The 17,379-nt window shown below is 70.3% G+C and carries 16 protein-coding genes and 1 tRNA gene; 6 read left to right on the top strand and 11 right to left on the bottom strand.

Going from position 1 to position 17,379, the window contains the following annotated elements; all coding sequences use genetic code 11:
• Nucleotides 1-20 precede the first annotated feature (20 nt).
• Nucleotides 21-791, top strand: a complete 771-nt coding sequence (locus JOE64_RS06785; RefSeq protein WP_204964998.1) for an alpha/beta fold hydrolase — start codon at nt 21-23, stop codon at nt 789-791.
• A 113-nt stretch (nt 792-904) separates the two neighbouring features.
• A complete protein-coding gene (gene rpsT, locus JOE64_RS06780) occupies nt 905-1,165 on the top strand; it encodes a 30S ribosomal protein S20 (RefSeq protein WP_204963549.1) in 261 nt (86 codons plus the stop codon).
• Between the two features lie 174 nt (nt 1,166-1,339).
• On the opposite strand, the gene holA is transcribed toward rpsT, so the two are convergent.
• The 6 genes from holA to JOE64_RS06750 all read right to left on the bottom strand — a co-directional run bounded on the left by holA (nt 1,340) and on the right by JOE64_RS06750 (nt 10,193).
• Nucleotides 1,340-2,389 (bottom strand): DNA polymerase III subunit delta, encoded by a 1,050-nt coding sequence (holA, locus tag JOE64_RS06775; RefSeq protein WP_204963548.1) that lies wholly within the window; start codon nt 2,387-2,389, stop codon nt 1,340-1,342.
• Complete coding sequence (locus JOE64_RS06770) at nt 2,376-2,921, bottom strand: amino acid permease (protein WP_204963547.1); 546 nt, start codon at nt 2,919-2,921, stop codon at nt 2,376-2,378. Before JOE64_RS06770 ends, holA begins: the two co-directional genes overlap by 14 nt.
• Nucleotides 2,922-3,083: 162 nt before the next feature.
• On the bottom strand, nt 3,084-5,330 hold the full coding sequence (locus JOE64_RS06765; RefSeq protein ID WP_271202550.1) for a ComEC/Rec2 family competence protein: 2,247 nt from the start codon (nt 5,328-5,330) through the stop codon (nt 3,084-3,086).
• A gap of 107 nt (nt 5,331-5,437) precedes the next feature.
• Nucleotides 5,438-6,049 carry a ComEA family DNA-binding protein gene (locus tag JOE64_RS06760; protein WP_271202551.1) on the bottom strand — a complete coding sequence of 204 codons (612 nt, stop codon included), beginning with the start codon at nt 6,047-6,049 and terminating at the stop codon, nt 5,438-5,440.
• Between the two features lie 127 nt (nt 6,050-6,176).
• The gene (gene leuS / locus JOE64_RS06755; RefSeq protein WP_204963546.1) at nt 6,177-8,753 is read right to left on the bottom strand and encodes a leucine--tRNA ligase; all 2,577 of its coding nucleotides are present in this window, start codon (nt 8,751-8,753) and stop codon (nt 6,177-6,179) included.
• Nucleotides 8,754-8,801: 48 nt separating this feature from the next.
• Nucleotides 8,802-10,193, bottom strand: coding sequence for an anthranilate synthase component I family protein (locus JOE64_RS06750; protein WP_204963545.1), 1,392 nt, complete (start codon nt 10,191-10,193; stop codon nt 8,802-8,804).
• Nucleotides 10,194-10,234: 41 nt separating this feature from the next.
• On the opposite strand from JOE64_RS06750, the gene JOE64_RS06745 reads away from it, so the two are divergent.
• From JOE64_RS06745 to JOE64_RS06735, 3 genes are read left to right on the top strand one after another with little or no spacing between them, the layout of a single operon-like run.
• A complete protein-coding gene (locus JOE64_RS06745; RefSeq protein WP_204963544.1) occupies nt 10,235-10,915 on the top strand; it encodes a DedA family protein in 681 nt (226 codons plus the stop codon).
• Nucleotides 10,916-10,920: 5 nt separating this feature from the next.
• Nucleotides 10,921-11,955, top strand: a complete 1,035-nt coding sequence (locus JOE64_RS06740; RefSeq protein ID WP_204963543.1) for an App1 family protein phosphatidate phosphatase — start codon at nt 10,921-10,923, stop codon at nt 11,953-11,955.
• Nucleotides 11,956-11,986: 31 nt separating this feature from the next.
• Complete coding sequence (locus tag JOE64_RS06735) at nt 11,987-12,697, top strand: SOS response-associated peptidase (protein ID WP_204963542.1); 711 nt, start codon at nt 11,987-11,989, stop codon at nt 12,695-12,697.
• Here JOE64_RS06735 and JOE64_RS06730 read toward each other — a convergent pair.
• Complete coding sequence (locus tag JOE64_RS06730) at nt 12,678-13,307, bottom strand: TetR/AcrR family transcriptional regulator (protein WP_204963541.1); 630 nt, start codon at nt 13,305-13,307, stop codon at nt 12,678-12,680. The genes JOE64_RS06735 and JOE64_RS06730 overlap by 20 nt on opposite strands.
• 84 nt (nt 13,308-13,391) lie before the next feature.
• Here JOE64_RS06730 and JOE64_RS06725 point away from each other — a divergent pair, with 84 nt between their 5' ends.
• Entirely contained in the window at nt 13,392-14,783 is a 1,392-nt protein-coding gene (locus tag JOE64_RS06725) for an MDR family MFS transporter (protein WP_204963540.1), read from the top strand.
• A gap of 406 nt (nt 14,784-15,189) precedes the next feature.
• Here the strand turns inward: JOE64_RS06725 and JOE64_RS06720 are convergent.
• The 4 genes from JOE64_RS06720 to nadD all read right to left on the bottom strand — a co-directional run bounded on the left by JOE64_RS06720 (nt 15,190) and on the right by nadD (nt 17,373).
• Nucleotides 15,190-15,265, bottom strand: a tRNA-Ala gene (locus JOE64_RS06720).
• A 76-nt stretch (nt 15,266-15,341) separates the two neighbouring features.
• The gene (rsfS, locus tag JOE64_RS06715) at nt 15,342-15,716 is read right to left on the bottom strand and encodes a ribosome silencing factor (RefSeq protein ID WP_204963539.1); all 375 of its coding nucleotides are present in this window, start codon (nt 15,714-15,716) and stop codon (nt 15,342-15,344) included.
• The gene (locus tag JOE64_RS06710) at nt 15,713-16,780 is read right to left on the bottom strand and encodes a hypothetical protein (protein WP_204963538.1); all 1,068 of its coding nucleotides are present in this window, start codon (nt 16,778-16,780) and stop codon (nt 15,713-15,715) included. The genes rsfS and JOE64_RS06710 overlap by 4 nt, the downstream gene beginning before the upstream one ends.
• A complete protein-coding gene (nadD, locus tag JOE64_RS06705; RefSeq protein ID WP_204963537.1) occupies nt 16,777-17,373 on the bottom strand; it encodes a nicotinate-nucleotide adenylyltransferase in 597 nt (198 codons plus the stop codon). The genes JOE64_RS06710 and nadD overlap by 4 nt, the downstream gene beginning before the upstream one ends.
• Nucleotides 17,374-17,379: the final 6 nt, after the last annotated feature.

The raw sequence follows: 17,379 nt of genomic DNA, 5'->3' as shown, positions 1-17,379 counted from the left end.
CTCGCACTGTCTAGGCTGGCATCGTGACGACAGTGGTGATGGTGCACGGCATCCGGACCTCCGCCACGATGTGGCGCGCGCAGGTGGAGCACCTGTCCGCCCGAGGCATCCCTGCCGTCGCGGTCGACCTTCCCGGGCACGGCACGCGGATGGGCGAGACCTTCACCCTGGAGGGCGCCTTCGCCACGATCGACGACGCCGTCCGCCGCGCCGCGGAGGCGGGGCCGGTGCTGCTCGTCGGGCATTCGATGGGCGGGCTCGTCTCGACCGCGTACATGGGGCAGGACGCGCGTCCTCCCGTCGACGCGTTCATCGCCGCGTCGTGCACCGCGATCCCCCGGGGCCTCGCGCTGGCCACGTATCGCGCGCTCGCGGGGGGCTTCGACCGCCTGCCGGGTCGCGGCTCCGCGATCGCCGAGTGGGTCCTCGACCGCACCCTTCCCCTGGAGACCCGCGAGGATTTCGGGGCCGGAGGCTACGCCTACGATGCGCAGGACACGGCGCTGCGGAGCCTCTCGGTGCTGGACCTGCTCGCCGCGCTCCGCCGCATCGACGTGCCGACGTGGTTCGTCAACGGGCAGTACGACCAGCTGCGCGTCAACGAGAAGCTGTTCGTTTCTCTGGTCCCGCAGGCCGAGCTGATCGTCGTCCCGCGGACCTCGCATCTGGTCACCGCCATGCGTCCGCGGGTCTTCAACGCCGTGCTCGACCTCGCTCTGGCGACGATGGATGCCGCACCGCGGCGCTCCCCCACCGACCCCGTCGATTCCGGGTCGACAGCGGGGACCTGATAGACTCGGTCCTTGGCTTGCGTCTGGGTCCCACCTCAGGCGCCGCCGGAGGCGCCCCTCTACCGCCACACCGGCACATCCATCGAAAACTCCGAACGAAAGAGCCGTCGAACGTGGCGAACATCAAGTCGCAGATCAAGCGCAACAAGACCAACGAGAAGGCGCGCGAGCGCAACAAGGCCGTCAAGAGCGAGCTGAAGACCGAGGTGCGCCGCACCCGCGAGGCCATCGCCGCCGGCGACAAGGCCGCTGCCGAGAAGGCCCTCGTCAAGGCGTCCAAGAAGCTCGACAAGGCCGTGAGCAAGGGCGTCATCCACGAGAACCAGGCCGCGAACCGCAAGTCGTCGATCGCGAAGCAGGTCGCCGCTCTCTGAGCCTCCTCTCACCGAGACTCGTACGAAGGCCCGTCCCCTCAGGGGCGGGCCTTCGTCGTGCGCGGGCCTCGTCGGGCGATCGCGTGACCACGGCGACGCCGTGAGTACGAAAGACGACCCCACCCTCCGATATCTCGGGGGGGGCGGCGGCGCCGTGCTCGACCGATCAGCGAGTCAGGCGCCGAAGGGTTCCCGAGTGGCGATGACGGTGACGAGTCGCTCAACGGCAAACACCGGGTCGCGCGAGGCACCCTTGACCTCGGCGTCGGCGCGCGCAGCGGCCTGGATCGCAATCCCGAGTGAGGTCTCGTTCCAGCCGGTGAGATCCCGACGCGCGCGGTCGACCTGCCAGTCCTTCATCCCGAGCCGCGTCGCGAGGGCGCGCGCCGGCTCACGCGAGCCCGCGACCCGCGCCATGGTCCGCAGCTTCGAGGCGATCGCCGCGACCAGCGGAACGGGATCGGCGCCGCTGGCCAGCGCGTGACGCAGCGCGACGAGCGCGTCGCCGTACCGTCCGGCGATGGCGGTGTCGGCGACGGTGAACGCCGAGGTCTCCACCCGGCCGCCGTAGTAGCGCTCGACGATCTGCTCGGTGATGTCTCCGGGAACGTCGGCGATGAGCTGCTGGCATGCCGCGGCGAGCTCCGTCAGGTCGTCCGAGAACGCCCCGACCAAAGCGCGCAGCGCGATCGGTGCGATCCGCTTGTGCGCGGCCTGGAACTCCCCGGCGGCGAAGTCGAACCGGTCGGAATCGCGCTTGACGGCAGCGCACGCGATCTCGACGCCGCCGCCGGTGCCGGCGCGGATCGCATCGAGCAGCTTCTTGCCCCGGACGCTCGCTCCGGTATGGCGCAGCACGACCGTCGCGCCGTCCTGGGGGGCGTCGAGATAGGCGATCGCCTCGCTCAGGAACGCGTCGGAGCACTTCTCGACACCCGAGACGCGCACGAGGCGCGGCTCGCCGAACAGCGACGGCGACGTGAGGCCGAGAAGGCTCCCCGCGGCGTAATCGTCGGCGCGCAGATCCGACACCTCGAGGCTGTCGTCCTCGGCGCGCAGGTAGTCACGGATGCCGGCGATCGCGCGCTCCGCGCACACCTCTTCAGGACCCGAGACGAGCACGATCGGCGCCGGCTGCGGAGAACGCCACGAGATCTGCGGGATGACGGACGCTGCCGCGCGTGCTCCCCCGCGAGATGCGGGGCGACGGTCAGCAGGCGGCATACAACAAGCCTATCGAGCGCGTGAGACACCCGACCTCCGTGCGGCGACGAGGTCGGCGCGATGCCCTGGACGAGACCCCCGCCCTCGTTGTCGCGCAATGCGCTCGGGCGGAGGCGGAGAAGCCAGAGGAAGTAGACCGTGCCGACGTCAGGACGCGGGCGGTGCCCTCACTCACCGGGATGCCGAGAAGAGGCATGAGGGCCTGGCTGACCAGAGCGTTGGCGAGAATGACCGCCGTGATCGCGAGGTACCAGAAGCTCAGCCATCCGAAGAGCCAGCCGACGCGGGGGTTCGCCAGACGCGACGCCCATTGGAATGAGGAGCCGCTCGGGGCGATCCGCGCGGCGAACTGCGCCACCACCAACGCCACGAGGATCTGACCCACCGCGGCGGCGATCCAGAGCCAGATCCCCACCGGCCCCGCGGTCTGCAGCATCTCACCATCGGTGGCGAAGACGCCGACGGCGACGGAGCTGAAGGCGAACGAGACGGCGAAGACCTGGAAGCCGCCCAGCGTGCGCTTCAGCTCCACGCTCTCCGGGCCCGGGGTAGGGCGGGCATGACCTGATCGACGCGTCCACCGTCCGACATCGAGAACTCCTTCTGACAGTCACGATTGTGATGAGCAGCCGGCGAGACGCCCAGCTCCTCTTGCGGACATGTCCGCTAACGGGCGATCGATCGTGCCGAGACATCACGGCGGTGTTCGCTCATGCCAGATCCGTAGCGCGTCGGCATCCGCCCACAGCACCACGAGGCCTTCCTCGTCCGTGCGATCGATGCGCGCACCGAGCCGGGTGAGCATATCCAGCGTTTCGGGGCGCGGGTGGCCGTAGGTGTTCTCCCCCACCGATACGAGCGCGACAGCGGGTGAGATGCGCGCGTAGAGGCCGGGATCCTGATCCGCGCTGCCGTGGTGGGCGACCTTGACGACGACGTAGGAGGTGCGCAGCGACGATCGGGCCGCCATGGTCTTCTGCCCGCGCGCGGACAGGTCGCCCAGGAACAGCGAGCTCGGCACGTCGCCGCCTGTCACCTCGACGACGACGCTGCCGTCGTTCCCCGCGGGTGTTCCGTTCTGCGGCCAGAGCGCGCGCCAGTGGGCGTCGCCGAGCGCGCCCGACATCCCGGCGACCGTCCGCACGAGTCGCGCACCGCCCTCGTCGAGTCGTCGCAGTGTGCGCTCGTCGTCGGGTGCCGCCGTCGGACCGTGGAGCACGACGTCCACGCGCCCGACGACGGCAGGCGTTCCTCCATCGTGATCATGGTCGAAGTGGGTCAGCACCAGCAGATCGATCCTGTCTATCGACAGCTGCTGGAGGCAGCGCGTCAGCGCCACCGGATCGGGACCGGTGTCGACGAGGGCGACCGTTCCGCCGGAGCGGATGAGCACGGCATCGCCTTGCCCGATGTCGCACGCGGCGATCGCCCAGTCGGCGGGCATTCGGGACCGCTCGACGATGTCGGCGACCGGGCCCGTTCCGACCACGATGACGACAGCGCCCGTCAGGAACACCGCCCCCGACACGCGCAGCAGCGGACGGGTACGGACGATGAGGGCGGCTGTGGCCGCACCGACGACGGCGAGAACCACGAGGCCGCCCGGACCTTCGGGCCACGGGATCGCGTTGCCGGGGACCGCCGAGATCATGGTCGCCGTCGCCGCGATCCACGCGGCCGGCAGCCACGCGAGCGCCGTCAGCCCCGCGCCGAGGGCGGGGACCCCGGCGGCGAGGCAGGCCGCGAGGCCCAGCACGGTGCCGACCGGCGCGGCCGGCGCCGCGACCACGTTCGCCAGCACACCGTAGAGCGACACCTGCGGCGAGATCAGCACGATCAGCGGGCCACAGGCCAGCTGCGCCGCCAGCGGAACGGAGATCCCGAGGGCGAGCGGGCGGGGCATCCACCGTGCCATCCCGTCGGCGAGGGGTCCGGCGCCGACCAGCAGCGCGCCCGTCGCCGCAGTCGACAGCGCGAATCCGAGCGACAGCGCGAGCCAGGGGTCTGCGATCAACAGCACGACGACAGCGGTCGTCAGCAACGACAGGCCGGCGCCGGGCCGGCCCAGCAGCAGACCCAGCATGGCGATCGCCGCCATCGCCGCCGCACGCACGACGCTGGGCTCCGGAGAGACCAGCACGACGAATCCCGTGAGCGCCGCGAGCCCGACCAGCACCCGCACGGCCCGCCGCACCCGGCACAGCGCCGCCCCGCCGAAGGCCAGCGCGACGACGAGCGCACAGTTCGCCCCGCTGACCGCCGTGAGATGCGACAGCGACGACGCCTTCATGGCCCCATCGAGCTCTGGCGTCACGGCGCTCGTGTCGCCGACGGCGAGCCCGGCGATGAGCCCGCCACCGGGAGCCGGGAGGCCGACGGCCCGGTCGAGCAGGCCACGGCGGAGCGCGGATGCCACGGCGAACACCCCGCTCGGCGGGTCGATCACCTCGACCTCCGCGGCGTCGACCACCAGCACGGCGCGGTCTCCGGCGTCCGGCCGCCACGCCGTGCCGCGAACGCGCACGCGCGCGCCCAGGTCGAGTGCCGCGGGAACCGCGCTCGCGCGAACGAGCACTGGAATCGAGGTTCCCTCCCACTCCGCATCCGCGCGCGTGCCGAGGCGCGCGACATCCATCAGAGCATCGAAGCGCCTCCCGTCGCCGCCGCGCTCGATCTTGCCCACCGCCACGCCCTCGACGACGAGGGCTCGTCCTCCGTCGACGGGGAGCGAGGCCGCCGCCTCCCGTGCCGGTTGCGCGGCCGCGACCTGCGTCGCCGCGGCCGCAGACGCGGCCAGGACGACGGCGACGAGAGCAGCCGCGGCACGCGGGTGCGGCGTGCCGGCGCGCAGCGCGAGCGCCAGCGCCGCCACGGCCGCGATCCAGAGCGCGACTGCCACGGTGCCCGCGCAGGCAGGCGCGAGGATCATCAGTGCTGCCACCAGCCAGACTCCCGCCGCCACCGGGACAAGACGCGCATCGCGACGACGCGCGCGGCGCAGACTCCCTCCCCTGGGCGCTGCGCCCGCCGACGTCGTGGATGCGACGCTCACACCGTCACCAGGTCGCGCAAGCCGTCGAGCATCTTGTCGCCGATCCCCGGCACCGACAGCAGATCGTCGACGCTCGTGAACGCGCCGTTGTCCTCGCGCCACTGGACGATCCGCTGCGCGAGCGCGGGACCGATGCGGGGCAGGGTGTCCAGAGCCGCCACGTCGGCGGTGTTGAGGTTCACCCGGCCGTCCGAGGCGATGCCGGGCGGCGCTCCCGACGCGCCGACCGTTCCGGAGCCGGGCGCTTCGCCGACCGCCGGCAGCCGCAGCTGCTCGCCGTCGGTCAGGCGGCGCGCGAGGTTCACCGCGGTGCGATCGGCCTCGGGCGTCAGACCGCCCGCCGCTGCGATCACATCGACCACCCGTGCACCCTCGTCCAACCGATACAGGCCCGGATGCACGACGGCGCCGTACACGTGCACGTAGACGGCCGGCAGCTGTGGCGCGCCGGTCGCCAGCGCGATCCGCTCCCCCGCGGATCCGGTGGCGCCCGCCGAGCGGACGATGCCGATGACGACCGAGACGGCCGCGAGCACGAGCACGAGGATGATCGCGGCGCCCACGCCGAGGCGCCGCCGTGCGGGCTTGTCGATCGTCGCTCCGGTCACACCGACACCCTGTCAGGGCGCTCGATACCCGCCGACGGGCCGTCCGGGATCCGTGGACAGATCCCGAAACAGCATCGCCGGGGAGGGCCCAAGGGCCCTCCCCGGCGACGTCGCGCGATGATCCGGGCTACGCGGTGGTGAAGCTCACGACCTTCGGGGCACGCACGACCACACGCGCGATCTCGCGACCGGCGAGAGAGCGGACGATCTTCTCGTCGGTGCGAGCGAGGGCTTCGAGCTCGTCAGCCGAGATCCGCGCCGGCACCGACAGGGTGCCGCGGACTTTGCCGTCGATCTGCACGACCGCGGTGACCGTCTCTTCGACCAGCAGCGTCGCGTCGGCCTGGCGCCACGAGACGAGACCCACGAACGGCTCGTACCCGAGGATCTCCCACATCTCCTCCGCGGTGTGCGGCGCGAACAGATCGAGGATCATCGCGATCGCCTCGGCCGCCTCACGGACCGCCGGGTCGCCGGCACCGGCGGGGCCGTCGATCGTCTTGCGGGTCGCGTTGACGAGCTCCATGAGGCGCGCGACCACGACGTTGAACTTCGTCTGTTCGATGAGCCCGGGGGCATCCGCCCACAGTCGGTGGGTGACGCGCCGAAGCGCGCTGTCGCCCTCGGCCCAGACCACGTCGGGCGCGCTCGAGACGTCCTGCGCGATCCGCAGTGCACGCGCGAGGAACTTCTGCGCTCCCGTCGTCGAGACGTCGCTCCAGTCCTTGTCGTCCTCGACCGGACCGGCGAAGGCGAGGGCGACCCGCAGTGCGTCGGCACCGTAGAGGTTCAGCTCGTCCTGGAACAGCACCAGGTTGCCCTTGCTCTTGCTCATCTTGGCGCCGTCGAGGATGACCATGCCCTGGTTGATGAGGTTCGAGAACGGCTCGGTGAACTCCACCAGCCCCATGTCGAAGAGCGCCTTGGTGATGAAGCGCGCATACAGCAGGTGCAGGATCGCGTGCTCGACGCCGCCGATGTAGAAGTCGACCGGACCCCAGCGGTTCGCCTCGCGCGACGAGAACGCCTCGGTGGCATCCCCCGGCGACAGGAATCGCAGGAAGTACCACGAGCTGTCGACGAACGTGTCCATCGTGTCGGGATCGCGCAGCGCCGGCTCACCCGTCACGGGGTCGACCGTCGTCACCCAGTCCGTCGCCGCACCCAGCGGCGACGAGCCCTTGGGCTTGAGGTCGAGACCCTCGACCGGCGGCAGCTCGATCGGCAGCTGCTCGTCGGGGACCGGCACGATCCGCCCGTCGGACGTGTGGATCATCGGAATGGGGGTGCCCCAGAAGCGCTGGCGCGAGATCAGCCAGTCGCGCAGGCGGAAGGTCTTCGCGGCGCGGCCGGTGCCGGTCGCCTGCAGCTGCTCGACGACGCGCGCGATCGCGTTGCGCTTGCTCAGCCCGTCGAAGGGGCCGGAGTTGATGAGTCGCCCCTCGCCGGTGAGCGCCTTCCCGGTGATCGCGGGATCGATCGACTCGATGGGTTCGTCCAGGATCGGCTCGCCGTTCTCGTCGACCTCGATCACCGGAATCACGCCGGTCACCGGTGCCGTCGTGTCGACGACCACCCGGATGGGCAGGTCGAACGCCCGCGCGAAGTCGAGGTCGCGCTGATCGTGGGCGGGAACCGCCATCACGGCGCCGTGCCCGTAACCGGCCAGCACGTAGTCGGCGGCCCAGATCGGCAGCCGCTCGCCGCTCACCGGGTTGATGGCGTAGCGCTCGAGGAACACACCGGTCTTCGGGCGGTCGGCCGTCTGACGGTCGATCTCGCTCGTCTTCTGCACGGTGTCGAGGTAGTCCTGGAAGCGCATGCGCGCTTCGGGGGATGCCGCGGACACGAGCTCCGCCGCGAGGTCGGAGTCGGGGGCGACGACCATGAAGGTCGCGCCGTACAGCGTGTCGGGGCGGGTGGAGAAGACCGTGACCTTGTCTTCGCGGCCCTCGATCTCGAAGTCGATGTCGGCGCCGACCGAACGCCCGATCCAGTTGCGCTGCATCTGCAGCACCTTGTGCGGCCAGAAGCCCTCGAGCTGGTTCAGGTCGTCGAGCAGCCGGTCGGCGTACTCGGTGATGCGGAAGAACCACTGCGTGAGCTTCTTCTTCTCCACCACGGCGCCGCTGCGCTCGGAGGTGCCGTCGGGCAGCACCTGCTCGTTGGCGAGCACGGTCTGGTCCACCGGGTCCCAGTTGACCAGCGCATCCTTGCGGTACGCGAGCCCCTTCTCGTACAGCCGCTGGAACAGCCACTGGTTCCAGCGGTAGTACTCGGGGTCGGAGGTGTGCAGCACCCGCGACCAGTCGAACGAGACGCCGTACTGCTGCATGCTCGAGCGCTGCTGGGCGATGTTGTCGTAGGTCCAACCGCGGGGCTCGACGCCGCGCTTGATGGCGGCGTTCTCGGCCGGCAGCCCGAAGCTGTCCCACCCGATCGGGTTCAGCACGTTGTAGCCGCGGTGGCGCCAGAAGCGGGCGACGATGTCGGAGTAGAGGTAATTCTCCGCGTGACCCATGTGCAGGTCGCCGGACGGGTACGGGAACATCGCCAGCACGTACTTGCGGGGGCGCGTGTCATCGTCCCCGCCCGCGCGGAACGGGTCGTCCTGCGCCCAGCGCGCCTGCCACTTCTGCTGGATGGCGTGGGGGTCGAAACCCTCGCCGGGCGTGGCTTCGGGGGATGCGGGGATCGTGGACACGGGTCACCAATCGTGGGGTTCGGGAACGCGCAGGCGCGTCTTTCCAGGTTACCGGACCGGCGGAAGCGCGCTTTCGACCGCCGCGGATGCGTCCGCGCCGCGCAGGCCCGCCCACCCAGCCGGGAGGGCCGCACCGAGCGCGGCGAGCGGACCGCGCGCCTTGACGGCGACCTCGGCGAGCTCGTCCTCGGCCTCCGACAGCCACGTGATGCCCCCGCCGGCCCCGACGTACGCGCCGCGGGGGTGGACGACGATCGAGCGGATCGTCATGGCGAGATCCAGAGCGCCGTCCGAGCCGATCCAGCCGAAGCATCCCGCATAGACTCCGCGCGGCGCGCTCTCGAGGTCGTGCAGGATCGTCATCGCCGACCGTTTCGGCGCACCGGTCATGCTGCCGGCGGGAAAGGTCGCATCGAGCAGATCGCCCACCGTGCACCCGGGGCGCAGGCGCCCGGCGACGGTGCTCACCAGCTGATGGACCGCCGAATACGACTCGACCTCGAGCAGGCGCTCGGCGGCGACGCTTCCGGGCTCGCACACCCGCTGCAGGTCGTTGCGCATGAGGTCGACGATCATGACGTTCTCGGCCCGCTCCTTTTCGCTCGCGACGAGTGCAGCGGCGGCCGCAGCATCCGGCACCGGGTCGTGCGATCGCGGCCTCGTACCCTTGATCGGATGGGTGCGCACGACGCCTTGGGCGACGCGCAGAAAACGCTCGGGGCTCGAGCTCAGCAGCGCATGCTCCCCCACCCGCACCCATCCGCCGTGGTGCGCAGGGAGGGCTCGCCTCAGGCGCAGATACGCCTCGACCGGGTCGATGGGCTCGTCGCGCGCGACCTCGAACCGCGTGGTGAGGCACAGCTGATACGCATCCCCCGCACGGATCGCCTCGCGACAACGGGCGATCAGCGCGGCGTACACGGCCGGCGTGTGCCTCGCCGACGAGACCCGGATGTCCGTGGCATCCAGGTCACGGAAGGGCGGTTGGTCCCCCGCCTGCTGGCGCCACCGGTCGACCTCGCGCCGCGCGTCGGCGAGATCTGCCTCCGGCGCGATGATCCATGCCTCGCGCCGCATATGGTCGAAGGCGATGAGGCTCCGAGCGTCGATTCCCGCCTCGTCCGGCGCGTCCGCATCCATCTGCGCCGGGGCGCCCACGGCGCCGGTTCCCCCGTCGTAGCCGATCCACCCCACCCAGCCGCCGGCGAAGCCACCCGGCACGCCGTCGTCTCCTCCGCCTAGCTCGGCGGAGCGCCCCGCCAGCGCGAGGTCACGAGGGGCGCGGGATGCCGCGGCGCCGACGCCCATCCAGCTCCAGCCCTCGGCGGCGTCCGGCCCGGCGTCGAGCCAGAACGCGTTCGATTCGTGGGCAGGACCCGCACGGAACAGATCTGCCGGGTCGATCCAGTCGATCCGGACGGCGGTCGGGCGGGCCTGCATCCTCTCAGGCTACGGCCCGGGCGCCCGCATACGCTGGTGCGGTGAACGAGTTCCTGACGTGGCTGCTGGATGCCGTGCAGAACGTCGATCCCGTCGTGCGAACGCTCATCGCCGGCATCGCGATCATGCTGGAGACCAGCGTGCTCGTGGGTCTCGTCGTGCCCGGCGACACGGTGGTCATCGTCTCGTCGACCGCCGTCGGCTCCTTCGGCGAAGCCGTCGTGCTCGTCGCCGTCGTCATCGTCGGCGCGCTCATCGGCGAGAGCATCGGATTCTGGCTGGGTCGATGGCTCGGCCCGCGCATCCGCTTCTCACGCGTCGGTCGGCGCATCGGCGAGCACAACTGGGTGCGCGCCGAGCTCTACCTGCGTCGCCGCGGCGGTCCGGCGATCTTCCTGTCGCGCTTTCTGCCGGTGCTGCACTCGCTCGTGCCCCTCACGGTCGGCATGAGCGGGTTCTCGTATCGCCGATTCCTGGCGTGGACGGCGCCGGCGTGCACCGTCTGGGCGATCGCCTACGTCGGCGTGGGAGCCGCCGCTGCGGGAACGTATCGCGAACTGTCGTCGCAGTTGCATGAGGCGGGCTACCTCTTCGTGGCGATCATCGTCGTGTTCCTGATCGTGGCGTATCTGATCAAGCGGGCGCTGATCCGTGGCGAGGCTCGTCACATGGACGATGAGCCCGCATCGGACGACACGACGGCGGGTGGCGTGGGAGACTGAGGGGGATGCCTCTCGAATCCGCTCCCGTCGCGAAGCCGCTGTGGATCGCACGTCTCGATTACCGCTTCAACACCTGGCGCGAGCGGCGCGCTCGCGCCCGCGGCAATCGTCCGAGCGTCGCCGCGTACCCCGGCTACGGCGGCGAGGACTGGGTGCGCGTGCTCGGCCGCGTGCTCATCGTTCCGCCGCTGCCCACCCGTCACCGCGGCGAGTATGCGAGCGTCCGCGGATGGCGCTCGTTCGCGTCGGTTCCGGTCGGCTTCGCCCGTGTGACGGTCACCATCGACGGCACGGCTCACGAGGTGCGAGCCGACCGCGGGGGCGTCGTCGACGCCGTGCTGCCCGCGCGTCTTGCGTCGGGCTGGCAGCCCGTGACGATGTCGGTCGAGGGCTCGGAACCGTTCGAGACCCGCGTGTTCATCGTCGGCCCCGAGGTGCGCTTCGGCGTCATCTCCGATGTCGACGACACCGTGATGGTGACCGCTCTTCCCCGCCCGTTCGTCGCGGCCTGGAACTCTTTCGTGCTGGACGAGCATGCCCGCCAGCCCGTGCCCGGCATGTCGGTCCTGATCGAGCGGCTCGTGCGCGATCATCCCGGCGCGCCCGTCATCTACCTGTCCACGGGAGCGTGGAACGTCGCTCCCACGCTGCAGCGCTTCCTCCGCCGCCACCTGTACCCGCCGGGGGCACTACTCCTGACCGACTGGGGGCCCACGCACGACCGCTGGTTCCGCAGCGGACGCGAGCACAAAGAGGCCGGTCTGCGCCGGCTCGCGCGCGAGTTCCCGCACATCAAGTGGCTGCTGATCGGCGACGACGGCCAGCACGACGACGACCTCTACACCGCGTTCACCGACGAGTTCCCCGAGCACGTCACCGCGGTCGCCATCCGGCGGCTCTCCCCGACCGAAGCCGTGCTCGCCGGAGGGCGCACCGCCGTCAACGACCACGCCGCCGCCGACGTGCCCTGGGTGTCGGAATCGGACGGTGCGGGCCTGCTCGACCGACTGCATGAAGCGGGTGTCGTCGAATCGGACTGAGCGTGTCGGCGACGGCACGTAGGCTGGCCGCATGTGCGGACGTTTCGTTGTTGCCGCGAGCGGATCTGAGCTCGTCGGAGTCCTCCGGGTCGATCTCGTCGGAAACGATCTGCCGGCACCGTCCTACAACGTCGCCCCGACCGACCGTGTCGCGATCGTCTTGGATTCGTCGAAGACGGAGCCGCCGACGCGTCGACTCGAGGCGGCACGCTGGGGCTTGGTTCCCGCGTGGGCGAAGGATCCATCGATCGGCGCCCGTGCCATCAATGCGCGCTCCGAAGACGTCGAGGACAAGCCGATGTTCCGGCAGGCCCTCCTCGCCCGTCGGGCGGTGGTCCCGGCATCCGGCTACTACGAATGGCACACGGAAGGCGGCGCCAAGACGCCGTACTTCATCCACCCCGCCGACGACGCGCCGCTCTTCTTCGCCGGCCTCTATGAGTGGTGGCGCGACCCGTCCAAGCGCGACGACGACCCGTCGCGGTGGCTGTTGAGCTTCACGATCATGACGCGCGCCGCGACCGGAGCGCTGGGCTCGGTGCACGACCGGATGCCCCTGTTCATCGACGCGGACTACGCCGACGTCTGGCTCGACCCGACGACCGAGAACGTGGGCGACCTGTTGGATGCCACGGTCGACGCCGCTCCCGAGATCGTCGACTCGTTGAGCATGCGCGAGGTGGGCGCCGCCGTCGGCAACGTCCGCAACAACGGACCGGAGCTCATCGCCCCCGTCGCCTGATGACCGCGTCGCCGCTCATGTACCGCGCGACGAGGGGCAGGAACAGGGCGTCCACGATGAACTCGACCCGCGACGGTTCGACCGCTTTCAGATTCATGAAGAGGTCGTGTCGGACCATGTCGAAGGGCAGAGCGAGCACGCCCGCGGGGACGACGCGCAGATCGATCTCGCCGCGCTCCTGCGCACGCCCGTAGATCCTGTTCATCCGAGCCGTCGCAGCATCGCCGAGCACCTTCTCGCGCACCTCGGCGAGCGAGAGCCCGCTTTCGGTGCGGAGGCCGCTGAGCGCCGTGGCCATCGCGATCACGAAGAAGCCCGCCTGGGCGCGCCCCATGCCGTTCAGCAGCGCGATGAGGTCACCGCGGAGCGTTCCCGTGTCGGGAAGCTCCACCGGATGCGATGCGCGGTAACGCTCGATCGCGGCGATGACCAGGACATCCTTGTTCGGCCACCGGCGGTACAGCACGGCCACTCCGGTCCGCCCCCGTACGGCGACGGACTCCATCGTGAGGTTCGCGTAGCCGACCGCGACGAGCTCGTCCCACGCCGCCTGCAGCAACGCCGATTCGAGCTCTTCGCCGTGGCGACGGCGGCGGACGGGGTCGGACACGTCCTCCACGATAGAGAGGATTGCATTCCTTAACAAGGTGGCTTACTCTCCAAGAGAATAATTCGACTCTTACGGAGGCGCGACATGGCGCAGGGCACCGAAACGAAGCTGGACCCGACGGTCCGCCGGGCGATCGCCGCATTGATCGTCGGCGGCATCGCGGCGATCCTCGACTCGACGATGGTGACCCTGGCCATCCACACACTGTCGGCCGATCTCCACGTCGACAGCGGCGCGATCCAGTGGGTCACCACCGGCTACCTGCTCGCGCTGGCCATCGCCGTGCCGCTGACAGGCTGGGCCGAGAGCCGCTGGGGCGGAAAGCGCGTCTGGATCGCGGCGCTCCTGATCTTCGTCGTCGGATCGATCCTGTGCGCGACCGCCTGGGATGCCGGAAGCCTGATCGCGTTCCGCGTCGTGCAGGGATTCGGCGGCGGCCTGATCATGCCGCTGATGCAGACCCTCGCGGTGCGGGCGGCCGGCGGCCAGGTCACGAGTCGCCTCATGGCGACGGTCAGCCTGCCGATCGCCCTCGGCCCCATCCTCGGTCCCGTCGTCGGCGGCGTCATCCTCACCTGGCTGAGCTGGCGCTGGCTGTTCCTCGTGAACGTGCCGCTCATCGCCGTCGGGCTCATCCTCGCGCGGAGATTCCTCCCCGACGACCGTCCCGTCCCCGGCACGGCACGAATGCGGCTCGACATCGTCGGCCTGCTCCTCCTCGCCCCGGGCCTCGCGAGCGTGTTGTGGGGCCTATCTCAACTCGCCGAAGACGGCGGCATCGCACACCCCGACGTGTGGGGTCCGCTCGCCGCGGGTGTCGCCCTGCTCGTCGCCTTCGGCTTCTGGGCGACTCGATCGGGCAACGGCTCCCCGATCGTGGACATCCGCCTGTTGCGACTGCGGTCGCTGCTGACCGCCTCGTCGGTCCTGTTCACCTCGGGCGCCGTACTGTACGCGGCGATGTTCCTGCTCCCGCTCTCCTTCCAGGAAATCCGCGGCATGAGCCCGCTGGATGCCGGTCTGATGCTGATCCCGCAGGGTATCGGAGCTCTCGCCGCCCGCTTCGTCGTCGGCGCTCTGGTCGATCGATTCGGCGCACGGCTCGTGACGACGTCCAGCTTCGTGCTCGCTGCCCTCGCGACCGTCCCCTTCGCGTACGCGGACCAGAACACCAGTCTGTGGTGGCTGGGGGCGGTCCTCCTCGTGCGCGGCTTCGCGATCGGCGCCCTGATGATCCCCGCGATGGCGGGCGCGTATCAGGACGTCCCGCGCGAGGGCATCCCGCACGCGACGATGAACACCCGCATCCTGCAGCAGGTCGGCGCCTCGTTCGGCACCGCGATCGTCGCGGTCGTCTTGCAGGGCGCGATGGACCGCGGTGCCGTGGATGCCTTCCACACCGCGTTCTGGTGGGCCGTCGGGATGTGCATCGCGGCATTGATCCCGGCGTTCGCCCTGCCGGCGAAGCGCCGCTGACCCACCGCGCGGACGAGAATCTGGCAGCCGAGCGTGCGCATGCAGCGCGGGCGCCGGGAGATTGCGAAAGCGCAGGCCGCCCAGGCCCTGAACGGCGCCAGGAGGTGAACGACCGAGCCAGGAGTTCGGGTGCGGTGCGCGCGCCAGACCTCAGAGGATCATCGCCGTGGGTGGAGCCTGCGCCGCCGGTTCCGGCGCACCGTGAACCCGGGTCACCCCACACGGAGCCGGCGAGCTCGCCCACCAGACACACCGCCAGCGGGATGATCTCCACGATGGAGGAGAAAAGGTAGACGCAGCGGTACTCACTCTGTACGCGGCGGGCGAGGATCGAATGGCATCCTGGACGGAGAAGACGAAAACCGCCTGCCCCCGACGATGTCATCGTTCGGAGCAGGCGGCTATTTGGTGGACCTGAGGGGACTCGAACCCCTGACCCCCTGCATGCCATGCAGGTGCGCTACCAGCTGCGCCACAGGCCCAATCTTTGGGTTGTCACCGTTCCGCGGCAACCCTTCGATGCTACTACATCCCGACGCGGGCGACGAATCGGCCCGGTCACTCGGGCGCGTCGGCCGTGACACCGACCGGGAGAACGGGACAGTCCTTCCACAGTCGCTCGAGACCGTAGAACGCCCGCTCCTCTTCGTGGAACACGTGCACGACGACGTCACCGAAGTCGATCAGGATCCACCGCGCCTCGCTTTTTCCCTCGCGGCGCAGACGGTTCACACCCTCCTCGAGCATCGCCTCCTCCACTGCATCGGCGATGGCGGCCACGTTGCGCTCGCTGTTGCCGGTCGCGAGAAGGAACGCGTCGACCAGTGGCAGCGGCTCGGAGACGTCGAATGCGACGAGATCCTCCGCTCCCTTGCCGTCGGCGGCCGCCGCAGCGATCTCGAGCAGCTCGCGCGTCCGCGTGGTCGCCGTCATCGGAAGACTCCTGTCACCAGCGCGGCCACCAGCGCGCCCGTCAGTGCGAGAGCGAGCGCCCCCGCGGTGATCACCAACACCAGCATCAGCCGGCCGCCCTTCTCGGGCGCCGGAGGCTTGATGATGTCGTCGGCACTTTTGATGGTGCTGATCGCCGAGCTCGCCGCGATCGGCGTCGGCGAGGACGATGCCGGCAATTCGCCGTCGACGAGCACCGCGTCGATCTCTTTGCCGTCGGACGATCCGGCCGTGGTGCCGGCGGAGCCGAGCGACTCGGGCAGGACGAACGTTCCCGTGATGAGCACCTCACCGGTCGCCGTCACCGGCGACGAGAACGAGCCCGTTTCGGGCGTCTGCGAGAGGATCAGCGCATTCGACGCGGCGATCGCGCCGGTGGCGGCCGATCCACGCGTCAGGAGCTGATCGAAGGATGCCGGGAGCTCCAGCTCCACGCCCTCCCCCGCGAGCAGGCCCGAGCCGAACGTCGACGCGACCTGCGGCCGCTCGGATTCGTCGGCTTCGGCTTCAACGGACTCGGTCCGCTGCGCGGTCTCGTTCGGAGCGGCAACCTCGTCGTCGGAGGAGGGGATCTCGACGTCGGGCGCCTCGCTCTGCGCGGCCGCGAGGTCGTCAGCCGCCTGCGCGGCGGCGGCCTCGTGAACGAGGCTCTCGGGCGTCGCCTGCGCCTCGTCGGCACCGGTCGCCGACGAGTCGACGGGCGCGTCCGCGGGTTCGTGAGCGTCGGCGGGCTGGTCGTGCGCGCCGTCGTCCTGCACGGGCACGGATCCCGTGCGCAGACGCTCCTGGCGACGCGCCGAGCGTCGGGTGAGGGCCGGAGCGGCGAGGTCGACGTCAGCGGCAACAGGGGGCTCGTCGACGACGACGGGCTGCGCGGCGGGCGGCGCCGGGGCGACGATGGGCTCGGCGGCCTCGGCGGCCTCGGCGGCCTCCTTGGCCGCGGTGGCCTCTTCGGGTGTGATGACCGGGGTCGATGCGGTGTTGCGCATCTCGCGCAGCTGACGACGCGTCAGCGGCTGCGATCCGGATTCTTCGGGTGTGCTCATGGCTCGCTCCGATACAGGTGGTGCTTCGCAATGTATTGGACGACGCCGTCGGGAACGAGGTACCACACCGGGTTTCCCTCACGCACCCTCGCGCGACAGTCCGTCGAGGAGATCGCCAGAGCCGGCACTTCGAGCTGGCTGACGTCCTCACTGGGCAGTCCTTCGGTGCTCAGGACATGCCCCGGGCGTGACACGGCGACGAAGTGGGCGAGGCTCCACAGCTCGTCGTGGTTGCGCCAGCCGAGGATCTGCGTGATGGCATCCGCCCCGGTGATGAAGAACAGCTCGGCGTCGGGGCGCGACGCCTTCAGGTCGCGCAGCGTGTCGATCGTGTACGTCGGGCCGTCGCGGTCGATGTCGACACGGCTGACGGTGAACTGCGGGTTGGAGGCCGTCGCGATCACCGTCATGAGGTAGCGGTGCTCACCCTCGGTGACCTTGTCCTTCTGCCACGGCAGACCCGTGGGGACGAAGACGACCTCGTCGAGATCGAAGGAGTGCGCGACCTCGCTCGCCGCCACGAGGTGACCGTGGTGGATCGGATCGAACGTCCCACCCATCACGCCGATGCGAGGCGCGCGTGCCGAGACCATCGAATC

The sequence above is a fragment of the Microbacterium dextranolyticum genome (assembly GCF_016907295.1).
GTDB lineage: Bacteria > Actinomycetota > Actinomycetes > Actinomycetales > Microbacteriaceae > Microbacterium > Microbacterium dextranolyticum.
The sequence above is the reverse complement of the archived record's forward strand: the minus strand, read 5'-3'. Positions and strand labels throughout refer to the sequence as shown.